The following is a 13,964-nucleotide window of genomic DNA, read 5'->3' on the forward strand; positions in this document are numbered from 1 at the left end:
ATGACACAGTCCTCTTCGATCACCGAACAGCGTGAGCCGCCGGTCACCGAGCGCTCGGGATGGTCCGCCCTGTTCGGAGACGCCCATGGGGGAAGCACCCTGCAAGTGGTCCTCGGGATCGTGCTCGTCGTCTCGAGCATCGCCGTGCCGGCGCTGACCGGGCAGGCCTATTGGGCGCATAATTTCCTCGTGGTGAACCTGTTTGTCACCGTGGCCGTGCTGCAGAACCTGCTCTTGTCGGATGCCGGCCAGCTGTCCTTCGGCCAGGGCGCGGTGTTCGGCATCGGTGCCTATATGACCGGCATCGTGTCGGGTCTGTGGGGCTTCAGCTATCCCGTGGGCTTTCTCGGCGGGGTCGCTGCGGCAACCGTGATGGGTCTGCTGTTCGCCGCTCCCGCCCTGCGCGTGCAGAGTTTCTATCTGGGGTTCGTGACGCTGAGCGCCGCCCTGGTCTTTCCTGAAATGCTGGTGGCGTTCAGCGACGTGACCAATGGCATCAACGGCATCGCCCGCGCGGTCCCGGATCTCACGGCGCCGCTGGTCGGCGGCTTGAGCTGGCTGTCCTTCATCATCATGGGATTGGCCAGTGCCAGCCTGATCGGGCATGCCTGGTTCCGCCGCACAGCGCTGGGGCGACGGATGCGGGTGGCGGCCCACAGCCCAGAAGCCGCGGTGACCATGGGCTGGAGCCCGGGCCAGCTGCGCTTCATCGCCTTCACGATCGCGGCCGTCGGCACGGGAATCGCCGGGGCGCTCTATCTGCCGGTGATCGGCTTCGTCAGTCCCTATGCCTTCCGCGTCGAGCTTTCGATCTTCTTCTTCTTCTCCGTCATCGTCGGCGGACAGGGCAAGCTCATCGGGCCGGTGATCGGCGTCTGGGTGCTCTATCTCATTCCAAACGTGATCCTGGCGGACCTGGCCGTCTATCGCCTGCTGGCCTACGGCATCATCGCGCTGGTGATCATGCTGGCCTTTCCCGACGGGATCGTGGGCACGGTGCAGAAGGCGATCCAGCGGCATCGGCTGCGCAGCAGGACCGGCGAGATCGATTTCGATGCCGTCCTCAGCACCAGCCTGACGCCGACGGCCGGGGTGCAGAAGAACACCCGGGGGATCGAGGTCAAAGGCGCCACCAAGGCCTATGGCAAGATGGTCGCGCTCAACGCGGTCGACGTCACCATCGTGCCGGGCACCATCCACGCGATCGTCGGTCCCAACGGTTCGGGCAAGACCACGCTGCTCAACGTGATCTCCGGACTGGCCCGGGTCGATGAGGGCCATGTCCTCATCGGCGGCGTCGATACGACCCACAAGGCGAGCTACAGCACCGCGCGCCTCGGGCTCGGCCGGACGTTCCAGACGCCGAGAGTCTTCGAAGAGATGTCGATCTGGGACAACATCATGATCGGCGCCGATGCGAGGACCACCCCCGGGGAATCCTGGCTGCTGGACTCCCTGGAGCCGCATCGACAGGCGTGGAGCGGGCAGATGCCCGACATCCTGCCGCATGCGCAACGGCGCCTGCTGGAGATCCTGCGGGTGCTGGCCATGGATTCGGAAATCATCCTCCTGGACGAACCGGCGGCGGGCCTGTCGTCGGCGGAGCGGCTGAAGCTGTCGTCCCTGCTCCGCCTGGTGCGGGACAGGATGGGGAAGACGGTGGTGCTCATCGAACACGACCTGCATCTCGTCTGGGACGTCGCCGATCAGATCACGGTGCTCGATGCCGGGGAGGTCGTGGCCGACGGGGCGCCCAAGGACATTCTCAACGAGGCCCGAGTCCGCAGCCTTTTCGCAGGGACAGTGCAGAAGGCCGGTGCCGATGCTTGAGGTGCGCGACCTTCACGCAGGCTATGGCCGCGTCCCCGTGCTGCATGGGATCAATCTCAGCCTGAAGGCCGGGGAGATCGTGCTCGTGCTGGGGGCGAATGGTGCGGGAAAATCAACGCTGCTCAGGACCATTTCCGGTTTCATCAAGCCCACATCCGGCTCGGTCCTCTATGAGGGCGTCGACATTACCGGTCGGCGACCGGAAGAATCGGCGCGGGCGGGACTTCGCCTCGTGCTCGACGGACACCGCGTGTTCCCGAACATCTCGGTTGCCGACAATATCCGGCTCGGTGCCGTGATGCATGGCGGCAAGCATTCCTTCGAGGATCTGGCCGGACCGGCGCTCGAGATGTTCCCGATCCTGCGCGAGAAGCTGCACCAGCCGGCGCGCGAACTCAGCGGCGGGCAGCAGCAGATGGTCGCGCTCGCCCAGGCGTTTGCGGCAAAGCCGAAGGTCCTGTTGTGCGACGAGCCCTCGCTCGGCCTCGCGCAGGCGCTGCTGCCGCCGATCCTCGAATTCCTGAGCAATTGGGCGAGGTCGGGCACCGGGATCATCATCGTGGAGCAGCAGATCGGGGTGGCGCTGCATGTGGCCGACCGGGCCATCGTCATCGAGCGCGGCGAGGTCAAGCTGACCGGGACGGCGGACGAAATCCGCAACAACCCCCGGGTCCAAGACATCTATATGGGTATCCAGTCCGATGCACGGTAAACGCCAGAGCGCGCTGCTCAGCCCCCTGCAGATCCGCGACACGGTGTTCAAGAACCGGATCGTGATCTCGCCGATGCAACAATATGCGGCGACGGTCGATGGCAAGGTCGGGCCCTGGCATCGCGCGCATCTCGGCCGCCTGGCGGCGGGGGGCGCCGGCCTCGTCTTCGCCGAGGTAACGGCGGTCAGCCCCGAGGGGCGGAACACGTATGCGGATACGGGATTGTGGTCCGATGACCAGATCGACGGCTGGTCGCGGCTGACCGAGGAGATGGCAGCGACGAGCATTCCGGGCATCCAGATCGGACATTGCGGCCGCAAGGCTTCGATCCAACGTCCCTGGGACGGGTTCGGGCCGCTGACGGAAGCGGATGCGGCGCGGGGGGAGGCGCCGTGGCCGGTGGTCGGACCGTCGGCGATCGCGTCGAATCCGGGATGGCCGGTTCCCGCCGAACTCACGCTCGACCAGATCAAGGTGCTCGTCGATCAGTTCGCCAGCGCGACGCGACGTGCATTGGCGGCCGGATTCCAGGCCCTCAACATTCATGGCGCCCATGGCTATCTCATCCATAGCTTCCTCTCACCGCTGAGCAACCAACGGAGCGATGCCTATGGCGGCGATCGGGCCGGGCGGATGCGGTTTGCCCTGGAGGTGGCAGAGGCCGTCCGCGCGAATTGGCCGGGCACGCTGCCGATCTTTTTCAGGATCTCGGCCATCGACGGTCTGCCGGGCGGCTGGGAGATTGAGGATTCCATCGCCCTCGCTCGCGCGCTGAAAACGCGCGGGATCGATGTGATGGACTGTTCTTCGGGCGGCCTCACCGCGCGGTCGACGACAGCGGCGGTGCCCCGCCCGGAAGGCTACCAGGTGCCGCTCGCCGCCGCCGTGCGCGATGGCGCGGACATCGCCACCATGGCCGTGGGGCTGATCCGCAACCCCAGTTTCGCGGAGGCGGTTGTGGCGGAGGGATCGGCTGATTTCGTCGCGATCGGCCGGGAGAGCCTGAACGACCCGTTCTGGCCGTTCCGCGCCGCGGTCGACCTGATGGGCGAGGCCGAGGGCTATGCAGCCTGGCCGAAACGCTATGGATGGTGGCTCGAACGCCGTGCCGAGCAATTGCGGCTCGACCCGTCGGCGAGCGCCCCCCAACCCAAGGCCAAGGCCTCACAATAAGCGGCCGATCAGCGAGGAAGAGAATGGATTTCAGGGCACTGCCGTTCGATACGGAAACGATGCTGGCGGGGCTGCGACCCTGGATCGAGTGCGAGAGCCCGACCTGGGATGCGTCGGCGGTCAACCGGATGATGGACCTGGCATCGAAGGACCTCGCCGAGGCGGGCGCCGAGCTCACGCGCTTTCCGGGGCGCCAGGGCTTCGGGGATTGCGTCCGGGCGGCGTTTCCGAGCCGGAGCGATGCACCCGGCGTCCTCATCATGGGCCACATGGATACGGTTCATCCCATCGGGACGCTCCAGCAGTTGCCGTGGCGCCGTGAGGAAGAGAAATGCTTCGGTCCGGGGATCCTGGACATGAAGGGCGGCAACTTCATCGCTCTGGAGGCAGTGCGCCAGCTGCGGCGGGCCGGTCTGGACACGCCGCTCCCGGTGACGATCCTGCTCACCAGCGACGAGGAAGTGGGCAGCCCCAGCACCCGGGAGCTGATCGAACAAGAGGCCAGCAAGCACAAATTCGTCCTGGTGCCGGAACCGGGCATGGCGGATGGCGGCGTCGTCTCGGGCCGCTATGCGATCGCCCGGTACAATCTCGAGGCGGTCGGCAAGCCGAGCCATGCGGGCGCCCGGCTGGCGGAGGGACGTTCCGCCATTCGCGAGATGGCCAAGCAGATCCTGGCCATCGGCGACATGACGACGGAAGACTGCACCTTCAGCGTCGGCGTCGTGCATGGTGGCAAATGGGTCAATTGCGTGCCGACTGTCTGTACAGGCGAGGTGCTCAGCATGGCGAAGCGCCAGAGCCATCTCGATGCGGGCGTGGCGAAGATCATGGGTCTTTCGGGGCGGCATGACGGGGTGGATTTCACCGTGACCCGAGGCGTGACCCGGCCGGTGTGGGAGCCAGCGCCCAATACAGTCGAGCTCTTGGAGATCGCGCGCGGGGTCGGGCGATCCCTGGGGGTGGAGCTGAGCGACCGCAGCGTCGGCGGCGGATCCGACGGGAACTTCACGGGATCCATGGGGATCGCGACCCTGGACGGGCTCGGCTGCATGGGCGACGGCTACCACACGCTGGAGGAGTATATCACCATCTCCAGCCTCACCCTGAGGGCCAAGCTGCTGGCGGGCCTGCTGATGGAGCTCCGATAGTGGCGCAGTCGCTCTTCGAGCTCCGGCAATACAGGGTCGCCGACGGGCGGATGCAGGAGGAGATCGATCGCGCCCTGACCTGCATCCTGCCGCCGGAAAAAGGGGGGCTGGGGCTTTTCGCGCGCTATGGCATCCCGGCTCCGGTCGGCATGTGGAGAGCAATCAGCGGGCCGAATCTGCCCTGCGTGGTGTTCGTGTATGAATGGCCGAGCGTGGCGGCCAGGGCCGCCGCGTTCGAGAGCTTCTATGTGGATCCGGCGTGGCAGGAGGAGCGTGCCCGGAGCAATGGCGGCCAGGAGATCGTGGACCGCTTGGACGATCTGCTGCTCGTCGGCGAAAAGCCTCGCCCGATGACGGCGGGGCAGATCTATGAATTTGCGCGGGCGACGTCGGGGAGGGCACCCGAGGGCGTGGTCGCGTCGTTCTCGCCGCTTTGCGGAAACGACATCTCGGATGTCTGGATCATTGCCCATTCCTCGCTGGTTGCGGCGGTCGAGACGCCCAGCGACGATCCGGGGTCGCGGCTGTTCTGCGAGCTGATCGATCCGGGCATCGCCGCATGAGGGAGGTCTTTCGCATCGGCGTGGCGGGCAGGGCCATCCACATCAGGCGGTGGCCGAGCTGGGAGGCCTTCGATGCCGAAAGGCCGGGGCCGATCGACATGCCCTGCGTGCTGGCCTATGCCGATGGCGAGGTGCGCCTGGAGGCCACGGACGGCGCGGGTTTCGAGATCCAGCGCATCCGAGTGAACAATGGCGCCGGATCGGCGGCGCGAACGCTCATCGCGGCAGATCTCGCCGCCTGGCAGGATGCCGGGGCCACAGTGATCGGCAGCTTCGAGATCGTGCATGGCCACGACCTGCCGGCGCGGGTCCTGATTTTGAACTGGACCAGCATCGAGCAGGCCGGAGCCGCTCAAAGGACCATCGAATCCGATCCGGGAGCCCAAGCACGACGGCGCACCGAACGGACGGGCGCCCATCGATCCGCCATTCGCATCAGCAGCCGGCTCTTGGGCTGCACCTTGTCCGTAGCACGCTGAATGGCGCGTGCACGTACAGCTTACCAAGACGAGAACGAACCATCTGGAGTGGGAATAATGAAGGAGGAGTGGTCAATGAACGCTATTCGATTCACATCGCAGCGGCGGGTGCTTGCCGCCGCAATCCTGGCGGCGAGCCTGCCAATGGCACCGGCCATCGCACAGGAGGCGCCCGCCAAGATCGGGCTGTTCCTGGAACTCACGGGGGGATCGGCGTCGACGACGTCGGAAGCGAGCCAGTTGGGCGTCGAGCTCGCCATCTCGGAAATCAACGCCGCGGGAGGGATCGGGGGCCGCAAGCTGCAAATGGTGGTCGCCGACACGCAGACGGATGCAACCGTGGGCGTCGGCGAAATGAAGCGGCTCGTCCTCCAGGACGAAGTGGATTTCGTCTTCGGGCCGGTGATCAGCCAAGTGTTCATGGCCGCCGCCCCGGTCGTCAATGAGGCGAAGGTCAGTTCCATCGGCTCCACGGGATCGATGGCCATCACTCCGACCTTCGCGCCCTATTATTTCAGCACCCTCATCAATGCCGAGGTCCAGGCAAAGAAGATGGTCTCGCAGGCCGTCGATGTTCGCAAGGCCAAGAAGGTCGCGATCCTCTCGGATACCGGTGCCCAGGCCAAGGATTTCGTGGCCGCGGTGAAAAAGGAACTGGAGGCGCGCGGCGTCGAACTGACGGGTACGCAAGAATATCAATACCGGGCTACGGACATGACCCCGCAGTTTCTGGCGCTGCGCCGGAGCGAACCCGAAGAGCTCCTGTTCTTCACCTCCAGCGGCGAGGATGGCGGTCACGCCCTCAAGAGCCTCAGCGAGCTGGGATGGGACATCCATGTGACCGGCAATTGGAGCATCGGTGCGTTTGCGGAGATCGTCGAGCAGATCGCCGGAAAAGAGGCGATGAAGAACGTGACCGGCGCGAATTACCGCGGGTTCACCTATTGCAAGGGCGGCGAGCAGCCGACGGCCTTCCTCGATCTCGTGGCGAAGGCCAAGACATTCGCACCCGATCGGGCGGCGCGGGCCTCCATGACCTTCGTGGCGCTGTTCTATGACGCGACCTATCTGATGAAGGCTGCCGTCGAGGGGACAGGAAACAAGTGGGAAGGACCGGCGATCGCCGCGTGGATCGAGAAGAATGCCGGCTCCGTCAAAGGTGTGACCGGTGTCTACACCCCGTCCGCGACCTCGCATTTCCTTTATGACGCCAATGCCGTGGTGACCGTCATTCCGAGCGAGCGTGGCGAAGCCAACATCCAGGAAAGAGCCGACTGCTCTTGAAGCCCACAAGGCTTGGCCGCGCAGACGGCCGCTCTTGAACCTCGGGACGCATCCAGGCCAACAGGATGCGTCCCTTCACACCATCTTCCGAGGAGGGCGCATTCCCGTGCCGTCGCTGATTTACACCGCCGAGCTTCTCCTGGATCAGGAAGACCGAGAACCGTTCCTGCAGTGGTATGCCTATCGGCATGCGCCGGATCTGTTTCCCATCGGGTTCCAGGTCTGCACCTGCTACCAGGCCGTGATCGGGGACATGACCTTTCTCGACATCTATGAAATCCCCGAATGGGAGATCTTCACCGGCAGGCCGTATGCGCGCATGGCCGAGAAGGACGTCTATGCGGGCGAGGTCCTGGCCAAGCGCCGCGACAAGGCCCATACGCTGTACCAGCACCGGCAGCTGGCGCCCGAGGGCGCGACCACCGAGGTGCTGGCCGATGCGGATTGGGTGTCCGTGCTGCGTTTCAACTCGAGCCTCGATGCCGAGGACATGCAGGCGGCCCTACAAGCCGAGGCGTCACGGCTCGCCGCGGATGGCGCCACGGGCGTGCGCTTTGCCGAGCGCAGCCGAGACCATCCGGTCTACACCACCCACCGACCCCACTACATGCTGATGGCGGAATGGCCGGAGCGTCCGTCCTCGGAGGCATCGCTGTTCGACCGTCTGCCGCAGCAGCTTCCCGGGGCCTTGTCGGAGATCACCCCCTTTCTGGGGCGGCGCGTCTATCCCTGGCCGAATACCCGCGCGTGAGCCATGGCCCGAGATCAAGCTTGAGGAGATCCGCGTGAGACTTGAAGGGCGACGTATCCTGATCACGGGAGCCGGTTCGGGGATCGGGCTCGCCGCGATGCACATGCTGCAGCGGGAAGGTGCGCGCGTCGGCGCGATCGATCTGAAGCCCATGGAGATGACGGCGGGAAGCATTGCCGCGGTGGCCGATGTGAGCCGAGAGGATGACGTCATGGACGCGGTCGAGATCCTCGCCAAGGGTCTCGGCGGGCTGGACGGCGTCGTCAACTCGGCAGGCATCGATTTCATCCGGCAGTTCTCCGAGATGGCGTCGGCCGATTGGCACCGGATCATGGCGGTCAACCTCAACGGGCCGTTTCATGTGTGCAAGGCCGCGCTGCCGCATCTGAAGCAGGCGGGAGCGGGGACGATCGTCAACATCTCGTCGGCGGCGGGATTGCGTCCTCTCGAACACAGGACGGCCTATTGCGCGTCGAAGGCGGGCCTGGTGATGTTCACCAAGACCCTGGCGGCCGACCTCGCCGGCGATGATATCCGCGCGAATGTCATCTGCCCGGGGATCGTCGATACTCCCCTGTTCCACGCCTCGTTCGAACAGGCGGCCGACCCACACGCCGAGCTGGCCCGGATCAAGGACCGCTATGTGATCAAACGGGCGGCGCGACCCGACGAGATCGCCGCGGCGGTGGTGTTTCTCTCCAGTGCGGAGTCGTCCTATATCACCGGCACGGCGCTTGCCGTCGACGGAGGGCGAAGCTTCCACTAACGCTGCGGGACTCGAGCTTGATTTTCCACGGTACAGCATGACGGCAAAGGCGGCGGAGCCGCAGATGATGGCGCGGTCCGCCGTTCTCACCACTCTGGGGCTGACGACGGCCGTGCAGGTGTTGAGCTCCTTCCTCGCTCTCGGGGTTCCGGTGCTCGCTCCGGCGATCGCCGCAGACCTGGCCATCGATCCAGACAGCATCGGCTATTATCCCGCCCTCATGTATTCCGCTGCCCTGGCGATCTGCATCATCGGCGATCCGCTGCTGTCACGGGCGCGGCCGATGTTGCGCAGCCTGATCTGCGTCGCCGTCAGCACCGTGGGGTTCGCCCTGCTGCTGGGGGCGAGCCTGCCCATCTTCATGGTGGCGGCCGTCCTGATCGGGGTCGGCTATGGTCCCGTCGTGCCGGCGACCTCACAGATCCTGTCGGCGCGGACGCCGAGCCGCTATGCGAACCTGATCTTCTCCCTGAAGCAGTCGGGGGCTCCGCTCGGGGGCGCCCTTGCCGGGCTCTCCCTTCCGCTTCTGGTGGGGCTGACCGGGGGGTGGTGGAGCACGGTCAGCATCGTCTCAGTCAGCTGTGCCGTCCTGCTGCTCTTGCTCGGGTCTTCGGTTCCGTGGCTCGACCGCGATGCCGTGCCGATCCGCTCCGCCGGCATGCTGGGACCCATCAAGGCGGTCACCGCGCTTCCCCCGCTCCGGCGCCTGGTGATCATGTCGTCCTCCTATGGCGCGATGCAGCTGTGCCTGGGCGCCTTCCTCACGGTCTATCTGGTGCATGCGGTCGAGCTCGATCTCGCCTCGGCCGGTTTCATCTTCGGCGTGAGCCAAGCCGCCAGCATCGTCGGGCGATTGTTCTGGGGCTATGTGGCGGACCGGTTCTTCTCGCCGCGGGCCGTCATGGCGTTTCTCGGCTTCGCCATGGCGGCGACCGCACTGGGCGTCGCGAGCTTTACGGCGGACTGGCCGATGGCCGCGGTCCTCGCGGTGGCCTTCCTCTATGGAGCCACCGCCATGGGGTGGAACGGGGTGCTCCTGGCCGAGGTGGCGCGATTGGCTCCGCCGGGGCAAATCGGCCGGCTGACAAGCGGCGTGATGAGCGCCAATTATGCCGGAGTGGTGGTGGGCCCGCTCCTGTTCACCGCCATCGCCGCGGCCGCAGACACGCAGCGGGCGGGGTTCATCGCCATGGGCGTCATCACCGCCCTGTGCGCTGCCTTCTCGCTGGTGAAGTCCGGTCAGCGCTGACCGAGGATACCGTATGGAGGTACGGGCGGTGAGGTCAGGAATAGGCTCCGTCGATCGGGAGATCCACGCCGGACACATAGCTGGCGGCTTCCGAGACCAGGAACTCGATGGCCGCCGCCACCTCGTCGGGAGAGCCCGGGCGGGCAATGGGATAGGCGGCGAGCATGCGGGCCCGCTCGGTTTCGGGCAGGGTATCGAACCGATCGCGGATGCGGGTGCCCGGATCGCCCAGGATCAGTCCGGGGGAGAGGGTGTTCACCGTGATGCCATGGGCAGCCACGTCCTTGGCAAGCTGCGCCGTGAAGCCGATGAGCGCGGCCTTGGCCGTCGCATAGGGCAGGCGGGCGGTGACGGTGGTGGGCACACCCTTCTCACCATAGGCGATGACGGAGGACAGGTTGACGATCCGACCGTAATTGCGCTCGCGCATGGTCGGCATGACGGCGCGGCAGAACAGGAAGGTGCTCTTGAGGTTGAGCTCGATCACATGATCCCAGACATCGATGTCGATGTCGTCGATCTGATAGGCTTTGCGGGGGCCCGCGCCGCCCGCAATATTCACCAGGATGTCGATGCGGCCGAACTTCGCCAGCACAGCGTCGACGCAGGCCGTGACATCGGCCGGCCGCGTCACATCCACGAGCTGCGTCATGATCTCGCCCGGCCCGCCGGCGAGCTTCCGGCCCGCGGTTTCCAGAGCATCGGAGTCGCGGTCGACAATGAGGACATCCACGTTCCGGGCGGTCAGTCTTGCGGCCGTGGCAAACCCGATGCCCCCCGCCCCACCCGTCACGATGGCTAATTGCTTCTCAGTCAACGCAGGACACCTCGCTGGTCACCAGGACGATGGTAGCGTATTTCAATTTCCGTGAATGAACAGATCTTTCAGGAGCGCCGGTCGCGGGGCAGGCAAGGATAACGCAGATGAGCTGGATGAATGGTGCGAAATGCGTGGTCATGCTGACCTTCGATTTCGATGCCGAAACGCTTTGGCTGGGCCGCGATGCCACCAATTGGGATCGGCCGGGCGTCCTCTCGCAAGGTGCCTATGGGGCAAGGGTGGGCGTGCCGCGGATCCTCGAGCTGCTGAAGGAGGAGGACCTGCCGGCCACGTTCTTCGTTCCCGGCTGGGTCGCGGAATTCCACCAGGAGAAGGTGGAGGCGATCGTCGCCGCGGGCCATGAGGTCGGACATCACGGCTATCTGCATGAGTGGATCGATCCCTCGGAGCCCGACCGGGAACGGGAAGCGATCGAGAAGGGGCTCGAGGCACTGAAGCGGATGGTGGGTGTGGTTCCCAAGGGATACCGATCACCGGCGGGCGAGACCGGCTATCACGTGGCGGAACTCCTGAAGGAGAAGGGCTTCCTCTATGACAGCTCCATGCTGGACGATGTCTTTCCCTATCGGATGACGCTGCGCGGCGGCATTCCGGGTGTCGTGGAGATCCCGTGGAGCTGGTCGCTCGACGATGCGCCCTATGCGTTGTTCAGCATCAAGAATCCGCGGCCGATCTTCACCAATGATCATATCCTGAAGGTCTGGAGCGACGAGTTCGATGCGATCTACCGGTGGGGCGGGATCGTCAATCTGGTGATGCATCCGCAGGTCACGGGACGACCCTCGCGGCTCGAGCTGCTGCGCCGCTTCATCCAGCACGCCCGGAGGTTTCCGGATGTTCACTTCGCCGAGGGGACCGAGGTGGCGGAGTGGTTCGTCGCGCAGGAGCCGCCGTTCGAGGCGAGGAAGATCCCCGTGCGCCCGACGCCGTGACGCAGGAGATCAGATCCCGCGCGGCCAGGCGCGGGGGCGCAGGCCGGCGTGAAACCAGGTGATCATGGAATAGATGTCGTAAATCGGCAGCCCGAGATCTTCGCGAAGAGCAGCCGCATAAGGCGGCATGTTGGTGCATTCCAGCACGATCGCACCGATCGTCGGGTCCCGCGACACGAGCGCGCGGCCGGCGTCGAGAATGTCCTGGCGCGCCAGATCGATGTCCAGATCCGTCTTCTCGGCCTTGATGAGGACGCGAAAGAACTCGCGGCCCTGCTCGGTGCCGGCGATCGGCGTGTCCGACGGTACGCCCGCGGCTGCCAGATGATCGGGCGTGAGGGTCGCCGCGCTTATGGTGATGATGCCCACGCGCTGGCCCGGGGGGAGGGTCGCCTGAATCCAGGGGACCTGCATCAATGCGGAGGTCGCCACGGGGACCCGGACATGGGCGGAAATCTCCCGCTGGAACAGAGACAGGAAGCCGCAATTGGTGGTGATGGCCTCGGCGCCCAGGGCGACCAGGCCCTCCGCGGCCTCCAAGAAGTCCGGGAGGAGGCCATGGCCTTGGCGGAGAACCACTTTTTCAGGGCTGGCACCGCGGACCACGCTGTACAAGACGGGAAACGGCCAGGTCTGCGCGTTGCCCATATCGCCGGGGATGCGCGGAAAGCGGGCATCCAGCATGAGAATGCCCAACGGGGCTCCATAGACGGCCTTGCCGCCCCGAGCCATGGAGGTGAGCGAGGATCCGGCGTGGTGGTCTGACATCTTGCTCCCCTCATCGCTGAGACCGGTCACACTCGGATCCGGTCGAGGCTTGGTGCGAGCTCAGCGGGCCGCGACCACGACGATCTCGACCAGAAGGTCGGGATCAGCGAGCTCGACCTTGCCGCAGCAGCGGGTGGGCGTCGCGCCCGGCACAACCCAAGCATCCCAGACCGCGTTCATGGCGGCGAAATGGTCCATGGTGCTGAGCCAGATCTGGGCGCTCAGCAGGCGGGATTTGTCGGAGCCGGTCGATGCCAGCAACGCGTCCACCTTGGCCAACGTCTGCCGGGTCTGCTCTGCGATATCGGCTGTCTTGTCGTCGGCGACCTGGCCGGCAAGGTAGATCGTATCGCCATGGACCACGGCGCGGCTGCGGCGCGTATTCTGATCGAATCGTTGGATGTCAGGCACAATTTTGCTCCGGGATCTGAGGCAGGCTCGGTTGCGATTACGACGCGGCCATGATGCGGCGACAGTGGTCGCGCGCCGCCGCGAGAAGATTGTCGCTGGCTTCCGGCGTGCGGAAGGCAGAATGGGCCGAAAGGGTCACGTTCTCAAGCCGCGTGAACGGATGGCCGGCCGGCAGAGGCTCGGTGTCGAAGACATCCATGGCGGCATGAGCGAGGGGGCCGTGCGTCAGCGCCTCGATCAAGGCCTCATCGTCGATCAAGGCGCCGCGCGCCGTGTTCACGAGAATGGCGCCGGGCTTCATAGCCTTCAGGCGCTCGCGGGACATGAAGCCCCGCGTCTCGTCGGTGAGGAGCAGATGGAGCGAGACGACATCGCTCTGAGCAAGCAGGTCCGGCACGTCCAGAAAGTCCACGCCGGGATGAGACCTGGGGGTGCGGTTCCAGGCCACGACCTTCATGCCGATGCCCAAAGCCAAGCGAGAACACTCAGTGGCAATGCCGCCGAAGCCGACCAGGCCCAGGGTCTTGCCGGTCAATTGCAGGCCGTTGGTGCGCAGCCACCGGCCTTCCCGGATCCCGCGATCCATAGTGGCCAGACCTTTGGCCGCCGCCCACATCAGAGAGATGGCGAATTCGGCGACGGCCGTGTCGCCGTAGCCTTTGATGGTGTGAACGGTGATGCCGATCGCCTGCAGTTCCTCGGGGTTCATGTAGCTGCGCGCGCCGGTGCCGAGGAACACCACATGGCGCAGGTCGGTGCATTTCTCCGCGATCTCCCGGGAGAGGGCGGTGTGATCGATGATCGCGACCGACGCACCCTTCAGCAGCTCCGGCAGAGAATCGGGCTTTATTCCGGGATCGCGATTGATGGAGAACTCAAGCCCCTCCAACTGAACGACCCGTTCGGCGACCGCCGCGAGAGTTTCATTGGCATCCACAAACACTACACGTAGCAAGATCACCTCGCGCAAACAGACGGACAACTTCCCCTCGAAGCGGAGCTGAGGATATCGCGGCGCAATACGAAGTTCAAAGAAGAATTACGACCTGTATA

General features: G+C 65.4%; 15 protein-coding genes. 11 read left to right on the top strand and 4 right to left on the bottom strand.

Annotation, left to right across the window (positions count from 1 at the left end; all coding sequences use genetic code 11):
* The 10 genes from FKM97_RS22650 to FKM97_RS22695 all read left to right on the top strand — a co-directional run bounded on the left by FKM97_RS22650 (nt 1) and on the right by FKM97_RS22695 (nt 9,959).
* Nucleotides 1-1,830 (top strand): branched-chain amino acid ABC transporter ATP-binding protein/permease, encoded by a 1,830-nt coding sequence (locus FKM97_RS22650; RefSeq protein ID WP_144294727.1) that lies wholly within the window; start codon nt 1-3, stop codon nt 1,828-1,830.
* Nucleotides 1,823-2,542 (top strand): ABC transporter ATP-binding protein, encoded by a 720-nt coding sequence (locus tag FKM97_RS22655; protein WP_144294728.1) that lies wholly within the window; start codon nt 1,823-1,825, stop codon nt 2,540-2,542. Before FKM97_RS22650 ends, FKM97_RS22655 begins: the two co-directional genes overlap by 8 nt.
* Nucleotides 2,532-3,716, top strand: coding sequence for an NADH:flavin oxidoreductase/NADH oxidase (locus tag FKM97_RS22660; RefSeq protein WP_144294729.1), 1,185 nt, complete (start codon nt 2,532-2,534; stop codon nt 3,714-3,716). The genes FKM97_RS22655 and FKM97_RS22660 overlap by 11 nt, the downstream gene beginning before the upstream one ends.
* Nucleotides 3,717-3,739: 23 nt before the next feature.
* Nucleotides 3,740-4,867, top strand: coding sequence for a M20/M25/M40 family metallo-hydrolase (locus FKM97_RS22665; RefSeq protein ID WP_144294730.1), 1,128 nt, complete (start codon nt 3,740-3,742; stop codon nt 4,865-4,867).
* Nucleotides 4,867-5,430: an NIPSNAP family protein gene (locus tag FKM97_RS22670; RefSeq protein WP_144294731.1), complete on the top strand. Its 564-nt coding sequence runs from the start codon at nt 4,867-4,869 to the stop codon at nt 5,428-5,430. Before FKM97_RS22665 ends, FKM97_RS22670 begins: the two co-directional genes overlap by 1 nt.
* A complete protein-coding gene (locus tag FKM97_RS22675; protein WP_144294732.1) occupies nt 5,427-5,909 on the top strand; it encodes a hypothetical protein in 483 nt (160 codons plus the stop codon). Before FKM97_RS22670 ends, FKM97_RS22675 begins: the two co-directional genes overlap by 4 nt.
* 75 nt (nt 5,910-5,984) lie before the next feature.
* Nucleotides 5,985-7,193, top strand: a complete 1,209-nt coding sequence (locus FKM97_RS22680; RefSeq protein WP_170241079.1) for an ABC transporter substrate-binding protein — start codon at nt 5,985-5,987, stop codon at nt 7,191-7,193.
* A 106-nt stretch (nt 7,194-7,299) separates the two neighbouring features.
* Nucleotides 7,300-7,944, top strand: a complete 645-nt coding sequence (locus FKM97_RS22685; protein ID WP_144294734.1) for a hypothetical protein — start codon at nt 7,300-7,302, stop codon at nt 7,942-7,944.
* A gap of 34 nt (nt 7,945-7,978) precedes the next feature.
* On the top strand, nt 7,979-8,710 hold the full coding sequence (locus tag FKM97_RS22690; RefSeq protein ID WP_246105223.1) for an SDR family NAD(P)-dependent oxidoreductase: 732 nt from the start codon (nt 7,979-7,981) through the stop codon (nt 8,708-8,710).
* Nucleotides 8,711-8,774: 64 nt separating this feature from the next.
* Nucleotides 8,775-9,959, top strand: coding sequence for an MFS transporter (locus tag FKM97_RS22695; RefSeq protein ID WP_170241080.1), 1,185 nt, complete (start codon nt 8,775-8,777; stop codon nt 9,957-9,959).
* Between the two features lie 34 nt (nt 9,960-9,993).
* Here the strand turns inward: FKM97_RS22695 and FKM97_RS22700 are convergent, their stop codons facing one another.
* Complete coding sequence (locus tag FKM97_RS22700) at nt 9,994-10,776, bottom strand: SDR family NAD(P)-dependent oxidoreductase (protein ID WP_144294737.1); 783 nt, start codon at nt 10,774-10,776, stop codon at nt 9,994-9,996.
* A gap of 107 nt (nt 10,777-10,883) precedes the next feature.
* Here FKM97_RS22700 and FKM97_RS22705 point away from each other — a divergent pair, with 107 nt between their 5' ends.
* The gene (locus FKM97_RS22705; protein WP_144294738.1) at nt 10,884-11,732 is read left to right on the top strand and encodes a polysaccharide deacetylase family protein; all 849 of its coding nucleotides are present in this window, start codon (nt 10,884-10,886) and stop codon (nt 11,730-11,732) included.
* Between the two features lie 9 nt (nt 11,733-11,741).
* Here FKM97_RS22705 and FKM97_RS22710 read toward each other — a convergent pair whose 3' ends face one another.
* From FKM97_RS22710 to FKM97_RS22720, 3 genes are read right to left on the bottom strand one after another with little or no spacing between them, the layout of a single operon-like run.
* Nucleotides 11,742-12,500, bottom strand: coding sequence for an aspartate/glutamate racemase family protein (locus FKM97_RS22710; protein WP_144294739.1), 759 nt, complete (start codon nt 12,498-12,500; stop codon nt 11,742-11,744).
* A gap of 60 nt (nt 12,501-12,560) precedes the next feature.
* Nucleotides 12,561-12,911 (bottom strand): RidA family protein, encoded by a 351-nt coding sequence (locus tag FKM97_RS22715; protein WP_144294740.1) that lies wholly within the window; start codon nt 12,909-12,911, stop codon nt 12,561-12,563.
* Between the two features lie 37 nt (nt 12,912-12,948).
* Entirely contained in the window at nt 12,949-13,893 is a 945-nt protein-coding gene (locus FKM97_RS22720) for an NAD(P)-dependent oxidoreductase (RefSeq protein WP_246105224.1), read from the bottom strand.
* Between the last annotated feature and the right edge of the window lie 71 nt (nt 13,894-13,964).

Origin of the sequence: Rhodoligotrophos appendicifer (assembly GCF_007474605.1) — a bacterium.
Taxonomy (GTDB): domain Bacteria; phylum Pseudomonadota; class Alphaproteobacteria; order Rhizobiales; family Im1; genus Rhodoligotrophos; species Rhodoligotrophos appendicifer.